The organism is Reichenbachiella sp. (assembly GCF_039969095.1).
GTDB lineage: Bacteria > Bacteroidota > Bacteroidia > Cytophagales > Cyclobacteriaceae > Reichenbachiella.
Genome location: NZ_JBDVOL010000013.1, coordinates 454,524 through 479,546, shown reverse-complemented (window position 1 = coordinate 479,546; position 25,023 = coordinate 454,524). Strand labels below are relative to the sequence as shown.

The window sequence follows — 25,023 nt, the reverse complement described above, 5'->3', positions numbered from 1 at the left end:
TTTAGCTAAAATATTAATTGTAAACTACTGATAAACAGCGACATAACATACCCTTAACAGGGGGGTGAGGATATAGCTACGTAGAAGGCATTATTATGTTTTTGAAATACAAGAGCCCGATGTTACATTTGCACCACTTTAAAAAAGGAAAGCTAAAACTGATGTCAAAAAAATATAGTTTACACTCCAGAGCGGGATTTTTAAGCACTAAAACCGTTCTATTCCTCTCCTTGATTTTTTCAGTTTTGTTCACGCAAAATACCGCTGTAGCGCAGGATGACGGCATCCCTACAGACGAGGCAAGCATTTCAGCTGGAGAAAAATTATTTAAGGCCAATTGTACGGTTTGTCATGCAGTGAATGATAAGGTGATTGGACCTGCGTTGAGAGACATACATAAAAGAAGAAACCTTGATTGGATTAAAGCATTTGTTAAGAACTCTCAGAAAGTTATTCAGAGTGGCGACGAATACGCGGTAAACCTTTACAACGAATATAATAAAACGGAGATGACCGCCTTCGATTTCGAAGATGCGGAAATCGCTTCTATAGTAGGATATCTTAAAGTCGAGTCAGCAAAAGAAATTGTCGTTGCTGCAGAAGAAACTGCTGCTACAGGTGGTGGTGAAGTTGCTGCTCAGGAGCCTTCACAATTCGTGAATGTTGTCATGATCGTTCTATTAGTTGTTCTAGTTCTGATACTAGGCGTATTAGGCATGATCATTACCATGTTGAAAAAGTATTTGTCTCAGAAAGATGATTTGACTGAAGAAGATAGAGAAATCGCTGAGCAAACTTTCGATGTTGGTGCGTTAGTGAAAAGCAACGCATTCTTAGGATTAGCTGCATTTGTATTTACTGCATTGATTATGAAAGCTGCCCTTGACGGTATATTCACTATAGGTGTGCAGCAAGGCTATCAGCCAGATCAACCAATCGCATTCTCACACAAAATTCACGCAGGAGACTATAAGATCGACTGTAACTACTGCCACACAGGTGTTAGAAAGAGTAAGAATGCTAACATTCCTTCTCCAAACATCTGTATGAACTGTCACTCATCGATCAAGACAGAATCTCCTGAGATTCAGAAGATCTACGCGGCGATCGAAAACAATGAGCCGATCGAGTGGGTGAGAATTCACAACTTGCCAGATTTGGCTTACTTCAATCACTCTCAGCACGTGCAAGTGGGTGGTGTTGAATGTCAGACTTGTCACGGCCCGATCGAAGAAATGGACAAAGTATCACAGTATGCACCATTGACCATGGGCTGGTGTATCAACTGTCACAGAGAGACTGATGTGAATACGAAAGGAAACGATTATTATAATAAGTTGGTGGAGATGCACAATGCGCATAGCAAAGAGCCAATGAAAGTAGAAGACATTGGAGGACTTGAATGTTCTAAATGTCACTATTAATTATATAAAGAATATTAAGACACTTTTATTGAAGTGGAAAACACTTCAAACGACTAAGAAAGTCAATTAACACATGAAAGAGACCAAAAAGCAATATTGGAAAGGGTTAGAGGAATTGACCAAAAACCCTGAATTCGAAAAGCATGCTGACAAAGAGTTTCCAGAGTACTTGCCGATTAGCGGTGAGAGTGAAGGAACTGGAGCCAGCAGAAGGGACTTCTTGAAATTGATGGGATTTGGTGTAGCAGCAGCCTCATTGGCCGCTTGTGAAACCCCTGTCAGAAAAGCTATTCCTTATTTGAACAAACCAGTGGATGTAGATCCAGGTGTTCCAAATTATTATGCTTCGTCTTATGTGAATGGTAACGAATACTGTTCTGTAGTAGTAAAGACTAGAGAAGGTCGTCCGATCAAAATCGATGGCAATAAACTCTCTACCGTTAGTGGTGGAGGTACTTCTTCTCAAGCACAGGCTTCTGTGCTTTCCCTTTACGACAAAGAAAGATTGCAAGGACCAGAATTGGGTGGTAAATCTGTTTCATGGGATGAACTAGATGCTGAAGTAGCTAAGCAATTGGCGGGAGCGAATAGAATTGCTCTAGTTAGCGCATCAGTTTTTAGTCCTTCTACTTTGGCTACTATCGAGGCGCTGAAAGCGAAGTATGCAGGTCTTGAATTGATCGAATATGATCAAGTGTCTTTTAGTGGTGCATTGGCAGCGAATGAAAAATCTTTCGGAAAGAGAGCTATTCCTTCTTACGACTTCAGTAAAGCAGATACCATAGTTTCTTTCGACGCTGACTTCTTAGGCAACTGGTTGAACGGTGCGCTGCACAGCAAGCAGTTCGCACAAACCAGAAGATTGAATGACAAAAAGAAAACCATGTCGAGATTGTACTCTTTCGAGTCTAATCTTTCATTGACTGGTTCTAATGCAGATTACAGAAATGCAATCAAGCCATCTGAGCAAGGGGCTTACATTGCTAACTTATATAATATGCTAGCCGCTAAAGTTGGCGCTCCTGCAGTATCTGCTCCTAAAGTGGGTGATACAGCTGTATTGACAAAAGCAGCAAACGACCTTTGGTCAAGCAAGGCGAAGTCATTAGTAGTTTCAGGATCAAATGATGAGAACGTTCAAGTGCTTGTCAATGCGATCAACAACTTATTAGGTTGCTATGGCACTACGATTGATCTAGCTTCTGCAGTCAACACTAGAAAAGGAGACGACAAAGCAATGGTAAACTTCATCAAAGACCTGAATGCAGGTAACATTGATGGAGTTTTGTTTTTTAATAGCAATCCTGTTTATGATCACGCGCTAGGTGCTCAGATCGCTACAGGTTTGAAAAAAGCTAAATTCTCTCTTTCTACTTCAGATAGAAAAGATGAGACCGCTAGTTTGACTAGCGCCATCGCTCCAGACAATCACTTTTTGGAGTCTTGGAATGATTTTGAGCCAGTAACTGGCAAATTCAGTTTATCACAGCCTACTATTTCTAATTTGTTCAACACGCGTCAAGCGGGACAATCTTTCCTAGTATGGTCTGGTAGCAGTGAGTCTTACTTTGATTTTGTAAAAGCAAGATGGACAGCAAAAGCGGACGGCGACAAGCAAACGTATTGGGACAAAACAGTACAAGCTGGTATTGTAGAAAATACTGTAGAAGCTGAGGAAGTTACTTTCTCAGCAGATGTAGCAGCAGCTGGTTCGGGCATCAAGTCGACAGCCTCTGGTGTTGAGCTAGTGATGTATGAAAAATCGGCCATCGGAAACGGATCTCAGGCCAACAATCCATGGTTGCAAGAAATGCCAGATCCGATCACCAAAGCAGTTTGGGACAACTACTTGACGATTTCACCTAAAATGGCTGAAGAGCTAGGGTTGAAATTGGGAGACATGACTACTCAGCTAGTTTCACTAAAAGTTGGAAATAATGAGCCTATTAAAGTTCCTGCCATGGTTCAGCCAGGTCAGGCCAACGGAACGGTTGGGTTAGCAGTAGGATACGGTAGAACTAGCGGCGGTAAAGTAGCTAACGGTGTGGGAGTAAATGCTTACCCATTGATGGACTACAAAACTGGCGCACAGAGCAAAGCGGTAACCACAGGCGTTTCTGTTTCACTAAGCGGAGAAGAATACAGAGTGGCTCAGACACAAACGCACCATACTTACATGGGCAGAGAGAATGTGATTCAAGAGTCTATACTTTCAAAATATCAAAAAGACCCAAGCGCAGGTAGAGATTTTCCAATGATCACTACGTACAGCGGGAAAACTAAACCAGGTAACGTATCACTTTGGTCTGGACATGAGTATCCAAACCACCACTGGGGTATGACAATCGACTTGAACTCTTGTACTGGATGTGGAGCATGTACCGTTTCTTGCCAGGCAGAAAACAACGTACCTGTAGTAGGTAAAGAAGAAGTACTCAACCGAAGAGAAATGACTTGGTTGAGAATTGATAGATATTATAGCAGTGACGCGGAAGAAGGTGATTTGAAAGACATGGAGATTCCTTCAGCGGAAAACCCAGAAGTTACTTTCCAGCCAATGATGTGTCAGCAGTGTAACAACGCTCCTTGTGAGACAGTTTGTCCTGTAGCTGCTACCAACCACTCTACGGAAGGGTTGAACCAAATGGCTTACAACAGATGTATCGGTACAAGATATTGTGCGAACAACTGTCCATATAAAGTAAGAAGATTCAACTGGTTCAAGTATCACGACAACGATCAGTTCCCTGAAAACACTTCTATGAACAATGATTTGGGTAAAATGGTATTGAACCCAGACGTCACTGTTCGATCAAGAGGAGTAATGGAAAAATGTTCATTCTGTGTTCAGAGAATCCAGTATGGCAAATTAGAAGCGAAGAAAGAAGGAAGAAGACCGGTAGATGGTGAAATTACTTCGGCTTGTGCTTCGGCTTGTCCATCAGAAGCCATCGTATTCGGTGACTTGAAAGATCCTAAATCAAGAATTTCACAAATGTTGAAATTGGAAAACGGAGAAAACGGACCAGAAGTGAAAGAAGAAAGAGCTTACCACGTGTTGGAAGAGCTTGCAGTGAAGCCTAATGTATGGTACTTCACTAAGATTAGAAATAAGGAAGAAAAAGAAGCTAACGCTTAATTTATAAATTTAAATCAATATGCACGCAGAAGCAGTAGTTCGTAAACCTCTCGTCACAGGGGGCAAAACGGTACACGACGTCACTGAGGACATTTGTATAAGAGTAGAGCAGGCACCTGCCAAGTCTTGGTACGCCGCTATGGCCGTATCCTTGGCACTCTTGGGCTATGGTACCTTTTGTGTCTTCACTCTAGTTTGGGAAGGCATCGGTAGCTGGGGTCTAAACAAAACCGTAGGTTGGGCTTGGGATATCACCAACTTCGTATGGTGGGTAGGTATCGGTCATGCGGGTACATTGATTTCCGCTATCTTGTTGCTGTTTAGGCAGCGATGGAGAATGTCGATCAACCGTGCGGCAGAGGCGATGACTATTTTTGCCGTAATCTGTGCGCTGCAGTTTCCACTCCTTCACATGGGGCGTCCATGGATCGGAGCGATCTGGGCCTTGCCACTACCGAATACTTACGGTTCACTTTGGGTAAACTTTAACTCACCGCTGCTTTGGGATGTATTTGCAATTTCGACTTACTTCTCAGTTTCTCTTGTTTTCTGGTATATCGGATTAGTTCCTGACTTCGCTACCATTAGAGATAGAGCAACTGGCATCAGCAAAAAAATATACGGCGCACTTTCTCTTGGATGGGACGGCGCAGCCAAAACCTGGTCTCGTTATGAAACAGTAGCCTTGGTATTGGCCGGATTGGCTACACCACTGGTACTATCCGTACACACCATTGTATCCTTTGATTTTGCTACCTCGGTAATCCCAGGATGGCATACCACGATTTTCCCTCCTTACTTTGTGGCAGGAGCGATTTTCTCAGGATTCGCGATGGTATTGACCTTAATGATCGTTACCAGACACGTTTACAAACTTCAAGACTATATCACGATCGAGCACATCTCATTGATGAACATTATTATCATGGTGACTGGTTCTATCGTAGGTGTGGCTTATATCACAGAGCTTTTCATCGCTTGGTATTCAGGTGTAGAAGGTGAGCAATATGCTTTCTTCAACAGAGCATTGGGGCCTTATTGGTGGGCGTATGCTTCCATGATGACTTGTAATGTGATCTCTCCCCAGTTATTCTGGTTCAAGAAAATTAGAACAAGTATCGCTGCTACATTCGTGATCTCGATTATCGTGAACATCGGAATGTGGTTCGAGCGATTTGTAATTATTGTAACTTCCCTACATAGAGACTTCTTGCCTTCAAGTTGGGCGATGTTCTATCCGACTTGGGTGGATATAGGGGTGTACATCTTTACCTTCGGATTGTTCTTCACTTGTTTCTTCGCTTTCGCGAAATTCTTTCCAGTGATCAACATGGCCGAGGTGAAAAGTATTATTAAAGCAACCGGAGAAAAAAAGAAATAAAATGAGCGACGGTAATAAAAACTTTGTTTTAGGCGTATTCGACGATGAGGATGTATTGCTCAAAGCAATCGCTCAGGTTCGTCAGGGTGGTGTAAAGATTCACGAAGTGTTCTCTCCATTTCCTGTGCATGGTATCGACGATGTACTAGGGTATAAGGGATCACGATTGTCTATCGCTGCTTTTATCTTTGGATTGTTAGGAACTACATTGGCATTGACCATGCAAATTGGAATGATGACGGTGGATTGGCCAATGATTGTAGGTGGTAAGGATTTCTTGCCTTTCCCAACTTTCATTCCAGTAACTTTTGAATTGACTGTATTACTTGGTGCTTTCGGTATGGTAGGTACTTTCTTCGTAGTGAGTGACTTGAAACCATGGGCGAAGCCAAGAATATTCGATTTAAGAATTACTGATGACAAGCACATTGTGGCTGTAGATTTAGATAAGAATAAAATGAGTGAAGCAGACATCAAAAAGGCTTTGGCAGATGCAGGTGCTCAGGAAGTGAATAACAAGCAGTTCGACTAAAATCTTAGGATTCTAATTAGGAAAAAATATTAAAATGAATTTTAATAAATACATCAACAGGATCGTCATAGTTGCAACAGGATTTGTTGTGGCATCTTGCGCTTCCAGAGGCAATGATACCGGAGTGGAATACGCTCCACAAATGTATCACTCAGTACCTTACGAAGGACTTTCTCAAATCACAGATAAAGAAGCAGGACGCTGGTTGACTTCTCAGGAAGGCGGCGAAGCTGAATTCTACACTTCGAATCCTAACAACCCAAATGAAATGAACATGAGGGAAGCTGTGCCAAACACAGTGAGAAGAGGGGAAGCTTTACCTTATAGAATTCCTAAAGATTCTTTGGATCTAGCGGCAAGAACGTTGAAAAATCCTTTGGATTCTTCAGCTGCAGTAGTTGCAGAAGGAAAAGTACTTTTCGGAAGATACTGTTTGCATTGTCATGGAGAGACAGGATTAGGTGATGGTCTCGTAGGTCAAGTATTTAAAGGAGTTACTCCTTACAATTCAAGAGCAGTAAAAGACAAGCCAGAAGGCCACATCTTCCACGTAATTACTGCGGGTAAAGGAAGAATGGGATCTCATGCTTCACAAGTAAGCGTGAATGATCGTTGGAAAATAGTTCGATTTGTTCAAACCCTTCAAAACCAATAAATCTTAAGGAGATCTTATTATGAGCGACGAAAAATATATATTCTCAGCAGGAGCCAAAAAGAACATTCTAATCACTTTCGTGGTTGGATTGGTATTAGCTGCTCTCGGCGTAGTGATGATGAATATGGGCGGACATGACGCACATGGAGCTGCTGCAGATGCAGGACATCACGGTTTTAATTGGACACAGCGTCTATATGCCAACCTTTGGATCAACAATTTGTTCTTTACAGGACTTGCTGCCATAGGCATCTTCTTTATTGCGATTCAGTACGTAGCGCAGGCAGGCTGGTCAGTAGGTTTGAAAAGAATCCCAATGGCCATGGCGAGTTGGTTGCCGATTGGAGCAGGATTGATGATCATCGTTTTCTTGATTGCCAACCATGATTTATTTCACTGGACACACGAATACTTATACGATAAAGCTGACGAGAGATTTGATGAAATTCTCTACAACAAGAAAGGTTATTTGAACTTTGGGTTCTATATGGCTAGAATGGTTGGATTTTTCGCTGTTTGGTACATCTTATTCAGATTGATCAGAAAGCAAATGTTGGCTGAAGATATTGATGGTGGTGTAGATCACTGGAAAAAGAATGTAACCCTTTCAGCTATCTTTTTGGTGTTCTTCGGATATTCTTCAAGTGTCGCTGCTTGGGATTGGGTGATGTCAATCGACCCACACTGGTTTAGTACCATGTTTGGATGGTATGTATTTGCTAGCTGGTGGGTATCTGGTTTGGCTTTGATTGCTTTCATAGCAGTTTTATTGAAAGACAAAGGCTATTTGAAGATCGTAAATGCTAATCACCTACACGATATAGGTAAGTTCATTTGGGGATTTAGTATTTTCTGGACCTACATCTGGTTCTCTCAGTTCCTATTGATCTATTATGCGAATATTCCTGAAGAAACGATCTACTTTGTAGAGAGATGGAAAAGTGATCAATATTCGGTTTACTTCTTCTTAAACTTAATATTGAACTTCTTCTTACCATTCTTGTTGTTATTACCAAGAGAGGCAAAGAGACATACAAGATTCTTGAAAGTAGTTCCTCCAATCATTTTATTTGGACATTGGATCGATTTCTACTTGATGGTAACTCCAGGCACGTTGAAAGAAAACGGTGGATTTGGACTTTTGGAGATAGGATTGATCATGGTATATGCATCGGCTTTCATTTACACGGTATTACATTCTTTAGCTAAGCATCCGCTAGTAGCTAAGAATCACCCAATGATGGAAGAAACATTGCATCATCATATTTAAGAAATTAATTACAAAATAGACATTTAAAGACATGATGAATATTGTAATCTTGTTAGCCGTGGTATTGATAGTAGCCATCTTGGTCACTATCTTCAGAGCACATACCTTGGTACAAGTCGTAAGAGGAAAAGAAGGTGATCCAATGGGTACCAGCAATAAAGTAAATGGTGCTTTATTCATGGTATTTCTGATCTTGGGTACTGTGTTGTTCTTCGTATATTCTTATACCGAATTTGATAGATATACTGTGCCAGTAGCTTCTGAGCATGGCAAGATCACATTTAACTTATTTTGGATTACTACAGCGATCACTACAGCGGTATTCATATTGACGAATGCAGCCTTGTTCTATTTCGCTTGGAGATATAGACATAAGCCAGATCAAAAAGCGCATTTCTATCCTCACAACAATACACTAGAGATGATTTGGACTTTTATTCCAGCGGTTGTCTTGGCATTGTTGGTATTTTCTGGATGGAAAGCTTGGGTAAAGATTACCGACACTGCGCCTGCAAATGCAGAGCAAATTGAAATTTTCGGATATCAATACGCGTGGGCTTCTAGATATCCTGGACCTGATGGTAAATTGGGACCATTCGATTACAAGCTAATCGATTCTGACAATAGATTAGGAGTTGATTTTTCTAACTCTAATTCGAAGGATGATTTCTTGCCAAGAGAAATTCATATCCCAAAAGGAGAGCCTGTATTGTTGAAAATCAGAGCAAGAGATGTGATTCACTCGGTGTATATGCCTCATTTTAGATTACAAATGAATGCAGTACCAGGTATGCCAACACAATTTTGGTTTGTACCTACTAAATCTACTGCTGATATGGCGGAGGAAACTGGAAATCCAGACTTTCAATACGAATTGGTATGTAATAAAATTTGTGGAAAAGCTCATTTCTCTATGAGAGCAATTGTAATCGTAGACGAAAAAGAAGATTACGAAAAGTGGAAAGCAGAGCAAAAATCGTGGTTATCTAAAAACCCTGATTATCTAGCGAATATAGAAGCAACCAGCCCAGTTCAAGTGGCTGTAGAAGAAAATGTAAGTGGTGAGGAAGTGAATACTTCATTATAATAAAAGAAATCATGGCAGTTACTGAAGTACAATTAGACGAACAACATGCAGGTCACGATGATCACGATCACGAGCATCATGGCAATTTTGTAACAAATTATATTTTCTCACAAGACCACAAAGTGATAGGAAAGCAATTTCTAATCACCGGTATCTTATGGGCAATTATTGGAGGTGGACTTTCTATCATCTTCAGATTGCAATTAGGTTTCCCAGGGATTGAATTGGAATGGTTGAGACCATTGTTAGGCAACTGGATTACTGAAACAGGTCAGCTAGACACCGAATTTTATCTCGCATTGGTTACGATGCATGGTACCATAATGGTATTCTTTGTATTGACGGCAGGATTGAGTGGAACGTTCAGTAATTTCTTGATTCCGCTTCAGATTGGAGCACGCGATATGGCTTCAGGATTTATGAACATGCTGTCTTATTGGTTCTTTTTTCTTTCAAGTACCATCATGTTTATTTCATTATTCATATCTACAGGACCTGCAGCAGGTGGATGGACGATTTACCCTCCATTGAGTGCATTGCCTCAGGCTATTGGTGGATCTGGATTAGGAATGACGCTTTGGTTGGTTTCTATGATTTTCTTTATTGCTTCTACGCTTTTAGGAGGAATTAACTATATCACAACGATTATCAACTTGAGAACAGAAGGCATGTCATTCACTAGAATGCCATTGACGATTTGGGCATTCTTTTTAACTGCCATTTTAGGTCTGTTGTCATTCCCTGTTTTGGTAGCAGCAGCATTATTATTAGTATTCGATAGATCATTTGGTACAAGTTTCTACTTGTCTGATATTTATATAGGAGGAGAGGCTTTGCCAAATTCAGGGGGGAGCCCAATATTGTTCCAGCATTTGTTCTGGTTCCTAGGTCACCCAGAGGTATATATTATTATTTTACCAGCCTTGGGGATCACTTCTGAGATTATTTCAACCAACTCGCGTAAGCCTATCTTTGGTTACAAAGCGATGATTGGTTCAATGATGGGAATTGGTGTATTGTCCTTCGTGGTTTGGGCACACCACATGTTCGTTACTGGGATGAGCCCGTTCTTGGGATCTATCTTTATGGTATTGACTTTGGTGATTGCGGTTCCATCTGCGATTAAAGCATTTAACTACATAACTACTTTGTGGAAAGGAAACATCCGATTCACAACTGCGATGATGTTCTCTATCGGTTTGGTATCGTTGTTTATTTCTGGTGGAGTAACTGGAATTTTCCTTGGTAACTCTGCGCTGGATATATTCTTACATGATACATACTTCGTAGTAGCTCACTTCCATTTGGTAATGGGTAGCTCAGCTTTCTTCGGAATGGTAGCAGGTATTTATCACTGGTATCCTAAGATGTTTGGTCGAATGCTGGATGAGAAATTGGGATATGTTCACTTTTGGTTGACGTTTGTTGGGGTATACATGGTATTCTTCCCAATGCATTACATCGGTATTGCTGGTTTCCCAAGGAGATATTATTCATTCACTAACTTCGATGCATTCAGCTCATTTGGTGATTTGAACATGTTTGTAACGATAGCTGCAATTATTACTTTTGGAGCGCAGTTCTTGTTTGTTTTCAACTTCTTCTACTCTATGTGGAGAGGTAAGAAGGCACCTTTGAATCCATGGGAATCAAATACTTTGGAATGGACGACTCCAAGAGAGCCTGGACATGGTAACTGGCCTGGAGATATTCCTAAAGTATACAGATGGCCTTACGATTACAGTAAGCCAGGTGCAGAAGGAGACTTCATTCCTCAGACTATTCCGTTATCTCAAACACCTGAATCTAACCTGCCTCATGAAGCTGAAGAAGCCAAAGAGGAGAAAGTAGATTGAGGACTAAGAAATGACTAAAGAACCTAAAAAAGGTTTATTTATAAAATTTAATACCCTAACGATCATTGCCGTTTACTTTTTAATCTTAGTAGGCGGCATTGTTCGTAGTACAGGGTCTGGCATGGGATGTCCTGATTGGCCCAAGTGCTTCGGTTCTTACATCCCTCCAACTTCGGAAAGTGAGTTGCCAGATAATTACAAAGAGCGTTATGCTGAGAAGCGGATGCAAAAGAATGAAAGGCTGGCTGGATTGGTTAGAAGTTTAGGTTTTTCAGGATTAGCCAGAGATATTCAGAAAGGCAAAAATGTGGAGGAAACTCATGGATTCAATTTCGCAAGAACCTGGACGGAATATGTGAATCGCCTGGTGGGTGTAGTAGTAGGTATTTTAATAATTATTTGTACAGTGTTGTCATATAGCTATATACATACGAAAAAAAGAATTTTCTTCCTTTCGGTAGCGGCATTGCTGTTAGTGATTTTTCAGGGTTGGATTGGGTCATTGGTTGTATCTACCAATCTATTGCCAGGTATGATTACGTTTCATATGATTTTAGCAATTGGTTTGATCGCTTTATTACTAAAAGTAAGAGTGATCACGACCAAAGAAAGTATTGAAGGATTAATGTCCTACAAACCCTATAAGGTCAGAAGATTATTGGTGATTTGTATGGTGTTGTTCTTTGCACAGATACTCATGGGTACTCAAGTCCGTGAGGCCATCGATAGTTTGGCATTATCGCTTGGTGAAGAGCAGCGGTTCAGTTGGATTGAGAATTTGGGAATTATTTTTTACATGCATAGATCTTACTCATTACTGTTATTGGTGCTTCATGCGTATTTGATCTATCGTTTGACGAAAAGCATAGAAAATTTTAGCACTTCAAAATACTTGGTTTGGGGTCTATTGATTTTGGTAATAGCCGAAATATTAACAGGAGCAGTATTGGCTAATTTTGCATTGCCATATGTATTACAGCCAATTCATTTATTGTTGGCATTAATGATATTTGGAATACAATATTTCTTGTATTTGATCATAAAGGAAAAGGAAGACTCAACTAATAAGTTGGCAAATGGGTAAGGTAGAAAATCATATTGCAGGAACATTAACTACAGGTGCTAAAATTGGTGCTTATGTGGAATTATTGAAGCCGAGGTTGTCATTCCTAGTGGCTTTTTCTTCCGGATTTGGATACATTTTGGCATCCAATGGTCAGTTGAATTGGGCGAATCTCTTGTTGCTTTCTTTTGGTGGAATGTTGGTATCTGGAGCTTCAGTCACCATTAATCAAATTATCGAAATAGAATACGATGCGCTCATGAAGCGTACAAAGAATCGACCACTTCCCACAGGTAAGATTTCAAAGCAAGAAGCTAGTATTTTCAGTGTGCTGGTAGCTATCGTTGGATTATATATTCTGTATTTATCCACCAATCCCCTGACGGTACTATTGTCATTCGTCTCACTGATCCTATACAGTTTTGTATATACCCCTATGAAAAGAGTAGGGCCAATAGCCGTCTTCATCGGCGCCATTCCTGGAGCATTGCCACCATTATTGGGATGGGTAGCGGCTACTGGGGTAATTTCATTTGAAGCACTGATCATTTTTGGAATCCAGTTCATCTGGCAATTCCCCCATTTCTGGGCGATTGCTTGGGTGGGAGACGAAGATTATAAAAAAGCAGGTTTTAAGCTCTTACCAAATAATGGGCGCAAAGATTTGAATACAGCGATAAATATTATGATCTACACTTTGTTCTTGTTGCCGCTAGGTCTACTGCCTACTTATTTTGGAGTGACTGGATTGAATTCAGCGGTAATAGTTACGATCTGTGGCTGTGGATTTTTGGCTCAGACATTTAGTTTGATGAGAGACAATTCAGACAAAGCAGCTTTGAAGATTATGTTTGGTTCTTTTTTGTATCTGCCCATCGTGCAGATCGCCTATATGTTAGATAAAATTTGATATGAACGCAGCAATGGCACTAAAAAAAGATAAAGGTACTCAGTTTAAAATGCATCCGAAGAAATTTGCACTTTGGCTATTTATGGTATCTATAGTCATGCTTTTTGCAGCACTGACCAGTGCGTATGTAGTGAAGCAGTCGGATGGAGTTTGGTTGGATTTTGAATTGCCATTTGTATTCGACATGACCAGTATTATCATTATTGCAAGTAGTGTGGTTATGCAATTGGCCTATTATTTTGCTAAAAAGGATGAAATCGCTAAGATGAGAGTGATGTTGTTGCTGACAGCAGCAACTGGTATTGGCTTCTTAGTTGGACAATATATGGGCTGGCAAGCCTTGGTGGAACAAGGGGTATATTTTGTAGGTAATCCTGCAGGATCTTTCTTGTATGTACTCACGGGAGTTCATGGATTTCACCTGATCAGTGCATTAATATTTATTGCAGTAGTGGCTGTTGCCGCTTTTAAGTATAAGGTTCATTCTAAAAGTTTAGACCAGCTCGAAATGTGTGCTACATATTGGCATTTTTTGGGTGGACTTTGGTTGTATTTATACTTATTTTTGACACTTAATCATTAAAATTTAAATTTCAGATCATGGCTGGTTCAGCAGTTGTAGTAGAAGAAAATAACGAAAAATTGTGGCAGGGTGGAACAGAGCCCATGAAGGCCAGTTATGGAAAACTGATGATGTGGTTTTTCCTGCTTTCAGATGCATTTACGTTCTCCTCTTTGTTGGTGGCGTATGGATTGATTAGATATAGTCACCCAGCATTCGAAGGAGACTTGGCTAACTTCGCTTTCTCCCAAGAATATTGGCCTGTGCCAGACATGGTGTTTAATGGTTTTCCATTGATGCATGGTGTTCACTGGCCTTTAGTGTTTGTTGGATTGATGACATTCATTCTCATCATGAGTTCAGTTACTATGGTATTGGCTGTAGAAGCTGGTCAAAGAAATGACAGAAAAGCAGTAGAAAAATGGATGCTTTGGACAATCGTAGGAGGTTTAACTTTCTTGGGATGTCAAGCTTGGGAATGGACCCACTTTATCGTCGGCACAGACAATGGAGGTAGTCTTTTAGATGGTTCTATTTTTTATGGTGCTAATTTGTCTATGAATCAATATGGACCACCAAATTTTGCTGCGTTGTTTTTCTTCATTACAGGATTTCACGGATTCCACGTATTTAGTGGAGTAGTGATCAACTTCATCATCTTCTACCAAACTGTAGTAGGTAAGCTTGAGAAAAGAGGACATTACGAAATGGTGGAAAAAGTAGGCTTGTATTGGCACTTTGTAGATCTAGTTTGGGTATTCGTATTTACCTTCTTCTACCTCATTTAAGTTTAAAAAACATTTCATAAAATGGAAATAGAAAATAAAGAGCAGGTGGTTATACCTGCAGATAAAGCAAAAATCAAGCATATATGGATGGTAACTCTATATCTGTTTTTGATCACAGCAGGAGAATTTGCAATTGCTTTCACTTTGGATGCAAGTCCAATCAAGACAATTATATTTATTGTGATGACAATTGTGAAAGCTTACTTCATCATGTCAGAGTTTATGCACTTAGGACACGAAACTAAAGGTTTGAAGTGGAGTATTGTAGGGCCTTTGGCATTTGTAGTATGGCTTATCGGTGCCTTATTGATCCAAGGTGATGCGATTTTCACTGCCATTTACGGAGGATAAGAAATATAGAACGAATTTGAAATGCCGTTGAGAGACGGCATTTTTTTTTTGCTGAAATGAAAAAGACCAAGTCAATAATTTTATTTTTGACACTGATTCTTCCAGTTGCCTTTTACCTTTTTTTACAAGGCTTTGGCAAGAATCAATTTGCCATTCCTATCTATTTTGAATCGGGAATAGTAGCACCTTTAGATGGTTGTCCGCCTTCAGTTTCAAAACAACCTTATCAGTTAGATCAAGAAACTCTTGTAGAGTTGATGGGAGAAGGTGCACCTCTCGAAGATATTACGGTTTACGAGTTGGGAAATTCCACCTCAGATCATTTTAGAAACAATCTGTACACATTTCTGGAGAAATACAAAGATGAGGATGATGTCAAACTCGTTTCAATAAAAGAGCTGAAGGATACCGTTTTTGCACCCTCACGTTATGGAGCCTGGCAAAGATTTAATCTTGCAGATAGCAATTTGATGCGATTGGGAAGATGTATATTGCAATTGGATTTGAACCCTCAAATGAAAACTGATAGCGGCTTGGTATTAGTCGATAAAAAACAGCAAATAAGAGGGTATTATGATCCCATGATACTCAAAGAAATTGATCGTTTGAATACAGAATTATATATTCTGCTGAGTGATCAAAACTAGAAAAACTACAAAAATGAAAGATAGTAAAGTTGCATTGATTGTAATCATCCTATTGTCTGTGGCAGTACCAGGATTGATTGGAGTATTTCTATTTTCACCCTACAAAATTTCAGCTGACTATGTTTGGCTCAAAGACATACCTGCATTTAATGCTTTGATCAATTCTATGACGGCGATTTTCCTCTTGATGGGAAAAAGATATGCTCGGCAGGGCGAAATCTTATGGCATAAATTTTTCATGTCATTTGCTCTTACATTGGGAATTATATTCGTTTTATCCTATTCTGTTTATCACTCTACCAGCCCTTCGGCTATTTTTGGTGATACCAACTTGAATGGTATTCTTGAGCATGGCGAAGAAGTGCGAATTGGAAATCTTAGATATTTTTATCTGACGGTATTACTATCCCACATTGGAATGTCAATCGTAGTAGTTCCTTTCGTCTTGTTTGCCTTTTATTTTGCCATAGCTGGTGAAATTGAGAAACACAAAAAGACTGTAAAATACACATGGCCCATATGGATGTATGTGTCGGTGACTGGTGTATTGGTTTATTTTCTGGCAAGTCCATACTATCCTCAATAATTCTCGTAAATACATCTAAGAGATTACTGGATTCAAATGAAAAAGATATTTTTTACCATTTGTTTTATCACACTGCAAAGTGTGGAGTTATTAGCACAATGTGCCATGTGTAAAACGACCATTGTGAATAATGTAAGTCACGGTGAGTTGAGTTTGGCAGAGGGTTTGAATTTCGGAATCATGTATTTGTTCTTTACGCCCTATTTAGTCATTCCTATTGTCGGATTACTTTGGTATTTAACAAGCAAAAAAAATGCAAAAGAAAAGCTCAAGCGAAGCACTGCTCACCTGTAAATGTCCACGTTGCCGGGAGGGAAATATGTTTAAGTATTCTTTGAAGGAAAAGTGGTTCAGTATGGAAATGCACGAAAAGTGCCCAAAATGTGAACAGACCTATGAACCAGAGCCTGGATTCTATTTCGGAGCTATGTTTGTGAGCTACGCTTTTTCAGCGGCAATTACTTTAGTAACAGGTTTTGTACTTTATAATTTCTTCAACAATCCAGACACTTGGGTGTACATGGCTGTTGTGATGACTGCGGTGGCTTTACTCTGGCCTGCTATGTTCAAGTACTCAAGAGCTATATTTTTACACCTTTTTGGTGGCATCAGATTCAATTCTAAATACTCCAGTTAGCATATTTTTGTGTATTTTGATCAACAGATTCAAATACCAAAATTATCAATATTAAAAAATACATATTCTCAGGTTTAGGCCTTTCTGCTATCTCATTTGCAGTTTTAGCTTATCTCGTGGCATTTTCTAAAATAGATGTGGCGAGTGAGGCGGAGCAAATTGAATCTACTATTGCAGATCATTATCAGCGATTCGATATGGCCTATGAACTGGTTGAGGATCGGATTCCTTTTTTTCAACCCATTTTAGGGATTGATTTTTTAGTATACAATCAAAAGGGAAAGCTGATTAGTTGGACAGATAATTTGCTCATTCCTCCTTTAGAAGCATTTATTCTAGCACCATCCGAGCCCATACTTTCCACTTATCAAGGAGAGTATTTGTTCAAAACATATGACCGAATTTCTGAGGACGGAGCATATAAAATTATAGCGTTCGTTCCAGTAAGGAGAGTTTTTGACTCTGTACTTCGATCCTTTCCAGATCAATATAATCGATCTATTATACCTAATAATATTGAAATTGGATATGGCGTTCAGTCGATTCCAATTACCCATCTAGGAAAGGCATTGTTTAGTGTGCAATGGACAAGTGAATCAAATTATGCACCTGAAGCGAATTACCTTATTTTAACTACTATATTTTTATTTTTTGCTGGCCTCTTTTTAGCCTTTTACTATTCTGCGCTATGGATAAAGAATAAAAAAGGATTCAGTTATGGTGCTGCTTTTTTAATAGGCATTTTCATTTTGACGAGAGGCGGAATGATCCTTTTGGAATTTCCTAGTGCTTATTTTAGACTCGGCGTATTTGCGGGATCTACATTCAAATTTGAATGGTTTTATTCTAGCTTGGGTGATGCCTTATTGAATGTCTGTGCATTGAATATATTTCTGGTTTATCTTTTGGCTCAGAAGGGAAATTTTGCAGCATGGATAGATAAAAAATGGGCAAAACTAATTTGCTATGTATCAATCGTGCTTGGATATTTTGCCTTCTACTTATTTGCGGACACTGTACAGATCATACTAGCACATTCGCAGATATCATTGGACATTACTCAGTCCTTGCAATTTCCACTAGAGCGTATTTTCGGATACCTGCTGGTCTCTTTAGTGGCGATATTATACTTTCTAATTACTTACTTCGGGTTCGATTCTTTTCGATATATCGATGGAAATCGGCGTCATTTTCTTACTGTTCATGTCATTTGTCTCGCTATTTCGTGGCTATTAATGTTTAGTTACAATAATATTTGGCTAGTGCTTATGGGCAATTTGGTCTATCAAGTTCTCGTATTCCAATATAAACTACCAGACAATCTGAAGAAACTGAGGTTCGATAGTTTGAACTATTTAATGCTTTCTGCTATTCTCCTTGCTATGACGGGGTCAATTTTAATCTACAAATCATTCGAAATAAAGGAGACGGATAAGATTAAAAAATTTGCCACCTATCTTCAGTTGGATCGCGATATTGATGGAGAGTATTTGCTTTCTAATCTTATGCGACAAATCAAGAATGATTTAGTCATCAATAGTAAAATGATCAACCCTCAGAGTCAGAGGGAAAGCATTATTCAGCGCATAAAAAGAACTTATTTTAATACCTATTTCAATAATTATGAAATTGAAATTGCGCTGTTTGACGAAAAAGGAAAATCAATATCCAAAAAACATAAAGGGAAAACTGTTGAAGAATTGAGACAGAAATATCAGTTTCCTGAGTTTTACACAAGCTTTGAGGGTATATATTATGATGGTCAGATGGATCTGCAAAAACGCAAAAAGTTTGTCTGCTTTGTTGAATTAGAACGCTATCGAAATGTAACGGGATATCTCGAAATAGAACTGCGATTGAAAAAATTCTCTGGTAAACGAGTACTTCCTCAGCTATTAGTGGATAGATCTCAGCGCTCAACTACTGATTACGATTATGCGATTTATCAATCTGGTGAACTGATTTATAAATCAGGAGAATTTGATTTTGAATCGCTTGTGAATAGTGATTTGTTGGATAATTCTGAATTATACCTTTCTGGAATCGAAGAAGATGGCTACTTTTATTTAGGTTCGAGATCTGGTGCTAAATCAATATTGATCGCTAGCCCAGTGTATCCAAATGCCAATATAGTTTCTAACTTTTCATTTTTATTCGCACTCTTTTTGGGTGTAGCTAGCTTAATTTTTCTTCTCAATTATACACTACTTCCAAATGATACCATTCAACTTAATTTCTCCACAAAGATTTTACTTTATTCAGGAGCTTCCTTTGTTATTCCGCTTGTATTAGTTGGTGTAGCTGTGATGACAAGTACTGACGCTTCTAATAGACGGGAAATTGATAAATCAAACCTTAAAAAAGCATTGGTATTGACAGAGGATATCAATGATAACTTAAGTTCATTTTATACCAAGGAAATTAACAAAGAACTGTTGGAGAATAGTGTGTCGGAACTAGCACAACACTCGGGTATGGATTTGAATTTGTACAATACTGATGGTCGATTATTGGCGTCGAGTACGCCCATGATTTTTGAATCGAATATAATATCGGAGTATTTGGTGCCTGAGGCTATGAATCAACTTATTCGTAAGCGTAAAGAGAGTTTAATTTTGGAAGAGACCATTGGAAACTTCTTATATAAAACTTCTTATGCCGCTGTGTTATCGCCTGAATCTGGTGAATTGTTAGGTGTATTGGCAGCTCCCTATTTTGCATCTAAAAATCACCTGACTAGGCAGCAGGTTCAACTATTTGGAAATATTATTAACATTTTCACGTTTGTTTTTATTTTATCAATCCTTATCGCCTATTTCATTATTTCTAAATTGACTAAGCCAATTGTAGCCATTGCGGATCGCCTGCATCAAACAGGTTTTGTGCAAGTCAATGAACCCATCGAATGGAATACGGATGATGAAATTGGAACGTTGGTCAATGAGTACAATAACATGCTTGGGAAATTGGAGAGTACAAAAATTGAATTAGCCAGAAATGAAAAAGAAGCAGCATGGCGCGAAATGGCTAAGCAGGTAGCTCATGAGATCAAAAATCCTTTGACACCCATGAAGCTTACCATTCAACACCTACATAGAATCCTAAAGGACAAGGAGGGAGATAAAAAATCCCTCGAAATCCTGCTAAGCCAAATTGATACTTTAGACGAAATCGTTACTTCGTTTAGTCATTTTGCTAAGATGCCAACTCCAGAAAGAGAGCCTTTTGACATCCGTCAAACACTCGAAAAATCAATTGATTTGCATGTGGATAAGAAAATCGAGAAAGAATTGGAATCTGGCGTATTCAAAGTGATGGGGGACAAAAAACTATTTGGAAGAATTTTCAACAATCTAATATTGAATGCATTTCAAGCGATGAAGTCAACGAAAGATGCCAGCCTTTTTGTGTCTTTGCTAAAACAAAATGATAGTGTTCATATTAGATTTAAGGATAAGGGCGAAGGAATGGCTAAAGACATCCAGGATAAAGTATTTACACCAAACTTTAGCACTAAAGAAACCGGATCAGGGATTGGCTTAGCAGTAGCCAAAAGAGGAATAGAGCATGCAGGAGGAAACATCTGGTTTGAAACCGAATTAGGTTTGGGCACCACTTTTCACATCGAACTTCCACTTTATAAAGAAGTGTAATGAGAATCAAGGCATATTTTACTCATGCCAAAATTGGTAGCTCCTTCTTCTTATACTTGTTTGTATTACTTCATAATCAGTCCGTATGGGCTCAATCATCGCTAAGATGTCAAACTTTCAAAAGCAGCGAAACTGCAATCGCCCTGACGGATAGCTTAATCATTGACCCTGAATCAATTGTATTAGAACCAAACTTAGCATTCGAGTTTGATTCGGGAAATAATCGAATAACTACGCTTACTCCAGCAGCGCAAGAAATTGAAATTTGCTATCGAGTGATTCCTTTACAATGGAATAAAGTATACGTCCATAAGTCAAAAAGCCTCTATGACTCAACGGCTTCATTTACCGAACGACCCATTATCAACAACTATGTATATCAAAAAGAGGAGTTGTTTTCTACTCCTGAGATTTACAAAACTGGTAGTTTGACCCGTGGAGTTACCTTCGGAAATTCACAAAGTTTGAATGTGAATTCGGTTTTTAATTTTCAGATGGATGGGAAGCTATCTGATAATTTGAACATTCGTGCGGATATCACAGATCAAAATGTGCCGTTTCAGCCAGAAGGTAATACACAACAGCTTCGTGAATTTGATAATATCACTTTCGAAATATACAATGACAATCTTTCGCTGAAGGCTGGAGATGTGGTTTTGACTAATGGTCGATCAAATTTCTTGAGGCATTATAAAAATGTACAAGGAGGCCAATTTGACATCACTTATAGCATCAATGAAAAGGTAGCTGCGAGATCGAGCATTGCAGTTGCCGCTGCCAAAGGTCAATTTGCTGACGTTACTGTGACTGCTATCGAGGGACTTCAAGGGCCATATCAATTGCCAGGGCCAGATGGACAAAAATTTGTGGTGGTTTTGGCTAATTCGGAGCAGGTGTTTTTAGATGGAAAATTAATGACAAGAGGGTATAATCATGATTATATCATAGACTACAACTTAGGAGAAATAACATTTAACCCAACTATTCAGATTACTCAATTTTCCCGGATAAGAGTAACTTACGAATATTCGGATCAGAATTATAGCCGATCTGTGATCAATGCCAGACAAGAAATCATTACTCCTAAAAGTAATTTTCACTTCGAATATTATCGTGAAAAAGACAATGAGAACAAACCATTGGCATTTTTGCTATCAGATAGCGACAAATTACTCATGAGTCAAGCTGGCGACGATCAATTGCCAATACCCTTGGAAGGAGGCAATGAATCTGACTATAATTCTAACGCCGTCTTGTATGAAAAAATGGATACCCTAGATCTAGATGGGAATCCAACCGAAATCTATGTGTATTCCAGAGATTCCACCATGCAGTTATATAAAGTATCTTTTTCTAATGTCGGTACTGGCAATGGCAGCTATCAGCTATTAATTAATGACGTGAACGGTCGTGTTTACGAATGGGTGTCCCCCACTGGAGGGGTTAACCAAGGTTCTTATTCAGCGGTGCGATTTGTACCAGCTCCAAATGCCAGACAACTCCTTGTATTAGGTGCAGAAACCAAATTGGCACCTTTTATTAAAACTTACGGCGAGGTCGCGTTCTCAAATCAAGATTTGAATTTGTATTCTTCTTTAGGAAATAGCGACAATAAAGATTTGGCTTATAAAGTGGGTTTATTGGTGGAGGATATGCCATTAGAAAATATGCCTAAATCTCACCTCTCTGCTAGTCTGGATTTTGAACATGATGGCGCAGATTTTAAACCCATTGACCGATACCGTTCTATAGAATATGATCGTGATTGGAGCTATAGCCCTCAATTAGACACTTTTAGAACAGCTGATAACATTTTAAACAGTTCTGTTTCAATTCACCGAGACTACCAAAATTTACTAACCGGACGGTTTTCATTGCGTAAAAAGGAGAATGCCATAGATGGTTTTCAACACGAAGTGGAAATGAAAAAAAGTGTGGGGCCTGTTAAACTTTCTGCTGGTCACTTTTATTTAAAAAATGAAAATTTGATTGAAAAATCAGCATGGCGGAGATGGTTTGGTGAAGTTTTTATGGATCGATTTTTTATAGTGCCTGGCTACAAAATACAACAAGACGAGAATGAAGTCAGACTTACTGAAAATGATTCGTTGTACCGTACAGCCATGAATTTTACAGCACACCAATTCTATTTAAGAAACAATGATTCTCTGAAAGTCAAATACAGGTTGGACTATACGCTTAGAGAAGATAGAAATGTGCAAGAAGGTTTTCTGTTGCCTTTCTCGAAGTCCAAAACACTTTCTGCCAATACTTCTGCAAATGTGAATCAAGCTAATCGATTGGACTTGACATTTACCTATCGCCAAGTTGCTTATCAAGAAGCATTCAGCTATCTCGAAGATGAGAATTCTATACTTGGACGGCTCAATTGGCAGGGAGGACTTTGGGATGGTCATGTACGTACCGACCTCTCCTATGCTACTTCTAGTAGTAGAGAAATTTTGCGGGAGTACATTTATGTCGAAGTGGCCGCTGGAGAGGGAACCCATACTTGGCGGGATTTAAATGGCGATGGAGTACAGGATTTGACAGAATTTTTTGAGGCGATCAATTTTGATGAGCGAACTTACATACGAGTATTTGTACCAACTACAGAATTCGTAAATGCTTTCAATACGGTTTTCATATTTTCTGTGAATTCTCAAATGCCTAAAAGCTGGAACAACAATGGTGGAATAGTAGAAGTATTGAGCAAAATTTCTAACCGCTCTAGTGTGAACATCAACAAGAAGAATACGAATTCGGATTTCAATTCAAGGTTCAATCCATTTGAATTAGATATTGCCAATGCGGATTTAATATTTGTTCGTGAGGCATTGAGAACCGTTTTTTTTTACAACCGTTCGGGTCGAGGGTTTGGTGGTGATGTAGGTTATTTGGTTAATCATTCTAAGCAATTAATTTCTAGAGGTATAGAATCCAGAGCTACTCGGGAATACAGTTTCAATTTACGTTTTCATTTGAGTCAGGAGCTTTCTCTTACCGGTGGTTTCAAACAGTCAGAAAAGGAAAATGCTTCACAGTTTCAAGAGAATCGCAATTATTTGATCAAAGCGAAGGAACTCATACCTGGCCTTATATGGCAGCCTGCCAATAACCTTAGATTTAGTAGTACCTACAGATTGGCTGTCAAGAATAATGTATTGGTACTCGATGGAAATGAAAATTCTAAAATTCACGAGATGGTTTTCGAATCTCGCTGGTCCAATGGTGTGAAAAATGCGCTGAATGCAAATTTCCGAATAGTAGATATCGCTTTCGAAGGCGACTTGACCAATGCAGCATCCTATGAATTATTAGAAGCACTCCAGCCAGGGACTAATTATTCATGGCAATTTAATTACAGTCAAAAGCTCCTTTCAGGACTGCAAATGAATCTGGGATATGAGGGTCGAAAGTCTCTGGATCGACCAGTGATTCACATGGGCCGAATGCAGGTAACCGCCCTGTTTTAGTGTATAATTCATTTTCCGTTGAACGTTGAAACTCCTATGTCTGTCGAATTTTCCCAGCACTTGGTATAATTAATTTTTTTCTGGTGAGTTAATTATAGTACTTCGAATAGAAAACAAATCCATCCTGTTATGATGTTACTTAGTTATCTCGTTAAAAAAGGGGACGAATTTTACTGGAAGATGTTTAAGCTCGTAGCCGCCGTAATAAGCTATTCTGCATTTCTAATATTACTCTGGGTCAATACCTGATCAACCCCTCTGACGTTTCACATTTCGCATTAAGTTATTGGCAAAAATGAAGTCTTGAAGTTCTTTGACTTCACAGTCGAAAATGGATTCGTTATTACCTTCCCATAGTTTTTGGCCTTGGAATATGAAGCTTACCTTATCGCCAATTTCCATAACGGAATTCATGTCGTGAGTTACTACTACGGTAGTGATATTTAATTCTTCTGTAATTTCTTTGATTAGGTTATCAATGGTAATGGATGTTTGAGGATCGAGACCTGAATTGGGCTCATCACAAAACAAATACTTAGAGTTGTTCACAATAGCTCGGGCAATACCCACACGCTTCTTCATGCCACCGCTGATTTCAGACGGCATTTTTTCATTGACGTTCGTCAATTCTACTCTTTCCAAACAGTGATTGACACGATCTAATTTTTCTTCCTTACTCATTGAAGTCAATACATTGAGTGGGAACATTACGTTTTCTTCAACAGTCATAGAATCAAAAAGTGCTCCCCCTTGAAAAAGCATGCCGATTTCTCTTCTGATTTCTGTTTTTAGATTTTTACCTGCATTCGTAAAATCTCTTCCATCAAAAAGAACCTGTCCTTCGTCTGGCTTTATCAAGCCTACGATATTTTTGAGCAGCACACTTTTGCCAGTTCCACTGGCACCAATGATTAGATTTGTTTTTCCTTGATCAAAGGATATACTGATATCTTTGATGACCTCTTTGCCATTAAATGACTTACTGATATTTTGTGCTTCTATCATC

Annotated in this window: 20 protein-coding genes; 19 read left to right on the top strand and 1 reads right to left on the bottom strand. The window is 39.1% G+C overall.

The features are described from left to right. The first annotated feature begins 161 nt into the window (after positions 1-161). The 19 genes from ABJH98_RS14605 (at position 162) to ABJH98_RS14515 (ending at position 24,017) form a co-directional block, all read left to right on the top strand. Positions 162-1,424, top strand: a complete 1,263-nt coding sequence (locus ABJH98_RS14605) for a cytochrome c3 family protein (protein ID WP_348308434.1) — start codon at positions 162-164, stop codon at positions 1,422-1,424. Positions 1,425-1,497: 73 nt separating this feature from the next. Continuing rightward, positions 1,498-4,563, top strand: coding sequence for a TAT-variant-translocated molybdopterin oxidoreductase (locus ABJH98_RS14600; RefSeq protein ID WP_348308433.1), 3,066 nt, complete (start codon positions 1,498-1,500; stop codon positions 4,561-4,563). A 19-nt stretch (positions 4,564-4,582) separates the two neighbouring features. Beyond that, the gene (gene nrfD, locus ABJH98_RS14595) at positions 4,583-5,944 is read left to right on the top strand and encodes an NrfD/PsrC family molybdoenzyme membrane anchor subunit (protein WP_348308432.1); all 1,362 of its coding nucleotides are present in this window, start codon (positions 4,583-4,585) and stop codon (positions 5,942-5,944) included. A 1-nt stretch (position 5,945) separates the two neighbouring features. Then, complete coding sequence (locus ABJH98_RS14590) at positions 5,946-6,476, top strand: DUF3341 domain-containing protein (RefSeq protein ID WP_348308431.1); 531 nt, start codon at positions 5,946-5,948, stop codon at positions 6,474-6,476. Positions 6,477-6,510: 34 nt separating this feature from the next. Beyond that, positions 6,511-7,131, top strand: a complete 621-nt coding sequence (locus ABJH98_RS14585) for a cytochrome c (RefSeq protein ID WP_348308430.1) — start codon at positions 6,511-6,513, stop codon at positions 7,129-7,131. 19 nt (positions 7,132-7,150) lie between these two features. Then, on the top strand, positions 7,151-8,401 hold the full coding sequence (locus tag ABJH98_RS14580) for a quinol:cytochrome C oxidoreductase (RefSeq protein ID WP_348308429.1): 1,251 nt from the start codon (positions 7,151-7,153) through the stop codon (positions 8,399-8,401). A gap of 31 nt (positions 8,402-8,432) precedes the next feature. Continuing rightward, the gene (locus tag ABJH98_RS14575; RefSeq protein WP_348308428.1) at positions 8,433-9,488 is read left to right on the top strand and encodes a cytochrome c oxidase subunit II; all 1,056 of its coding nucleotides are present in this window, start codon (positions 8,433-8,435) and stop codon (positions 9,486-9,488) included. A gap of 11 nt (positions 9,489-9,499) precedes the next feature. Beyond that, complete coding sequence (locus tag ABJH98_RS14570) at positions 9,500-11,344, top strand: cbb3-type cytochrome c oxidase subunit I (RefSeq protein WP_348308427.1); 1,845 nt, start codon at positions 9,500-9,502, stop codon at positions 11,342-11,344. A 10-nt stretch (positions 11,345-11,354) separates the two neighbouring features. Continuing rightward, positions 11,355-12,428 carry a COX15/CtaA family protein gene (locus ABJH98_RS14565; protein ID WP_348308426.1) on the top strand — a complete coding sequence of 358 codons (1,074 nt, stop codon included), beginning with the start codon at positions 11,355-11,357 and terminating at the stop codon, positions 12,426-12,428. After that, positions 12,421-13,317, top strand: a complete 897-nt coding sequence (gene cyoE / locus ABJH98_RS14560; RefSeq protein ID WP_348308425.1) for a heme o synthase — start codon at positions 12,421-12,423, stop codon at positions 13,315-13,317. The genes ABJH98_RS14565 and cyoE overlap by 8 nt, the downstream gene beginning before the upstream one ends. Before the next feature lie 13 nt (positions 13,318-13,330). Continuing rightward, positions 13,331-13,900, top strand: a complete 570-nt coding sequence (locus ABJH98_RS14555) for a cytochrome c oxidase subunit 3 (protein WP_348308424.1) — start codon at positions 13,331-13,333, stop codon at positions 13,898-13,900. Positions 13,901-13,917: 17 nt separating this feature from the next. Beyond that, complete coding sequence (locus ABJH98_RS14550; protein WP_348308423.1) at positions 13,918-14,667, top strand: cytochrome c oxidase subunit 3; 750 nt, start codon at positions 13,918-13,920, stop codon at positions 14,665-14,667. 21 nt (positions 14,668-14,688) lie between these two features. After that, a complete protein-coding gene (locus ABJH98_RS14545) occupies positions 14,689-15,018 on the top strand; it encodes a cytochrome C oxidase subunit IV family protein (RefSeq protein ID WP_348308422.1) in 330 nt (109 codons plus the stop codon). Positions 15,019-15,074: 56 nt separating this feature from the next. Then, on the top strand, positions 15,075-15,665 hold the full coding sequence (locus tag ABJH98_RS14540) for a hypothetical protein (RefSeq protein WP_348308421.1): 591 nt from the start codon (positions 15,075-15,077) through the stop codon (positions 15,663-15,665). Between the two features lie 13 nt (positions 15,666-15,678). After that, a complete protein-coding gene (locus tag ABJH98_RS14535; RefSeq protein WP_348308420.1) occupies positions 15,679-16,251 on the top strand; it encodes a DUF420 domain-containing protein in 573 nt (190 codons plus the stop codon). Positions 16,252-16,287: 36 nt separating this feature from the next. Further along, entirely contained in the window at positions 16,288-16,545 is a 258-nt protein-coding gene (locus ABJH98_RS14530) for a hypothetical protein (RefSeq protein WP_348308419.1), read from the top strand. A 25-nt stretch (positions 16,546-16,570) separates the two neighbouring features. Continuing rightward, a complete protein-coding gene (locus tag ABJH98_RS14525; protein WP_348308418.1) occupies positions 16,571-16,888 on the top strand; it encodes a DUF983 domain-containing protein in 318 nt (105 codons plus the stop codon). Positions 16,889-17,004: 116 nt separating this feature from the next. Next, positions 17,005-20,541: an ATP-binding protein gene (locus ABJH98_RS14520; protein WP_348308417.1), complete on the top strand. Its 3,537-nt coding sequence runs from the start codon at positions 17,005-17,007 to the stop codon at positions 20,539-20,541. Next, the gene (locus ABJH98_RS14515) at positions 20,541-24,017 is read left to right on the top strand and encodes a hypothetical protein (RefSeq protein WP_348308416.1); all 3,477 of its coding nucleotides are present in this window, start codon (positions 20,541-20,543) and stop codon (positions 24,015-24,017) included. Before ABJH98_RS14520 ends, ABJH98_RS14515 begins: the two co-directional genes overlap by 1 nt. A 249-nt stretch (positions 24,018-24,266) precedes the next feature. On the opposite strand, the gene ABJH98_RS14510 is transcribed toward ABJH98_RS14515, so the two are convergent. After that, positions 24,267-25,022: an ATP-binding cassette domain-containing protein gene (locus ABJH98_RS14510; protein ID WP_348308415.1), complete on the bottom strand. Its 756-nt coding sequence runs from the start codon at positions 25,020-25,022 to the stop codon at positions 24,267-24,269. Position 25,023: the final 1 nt, after the last annotated feature.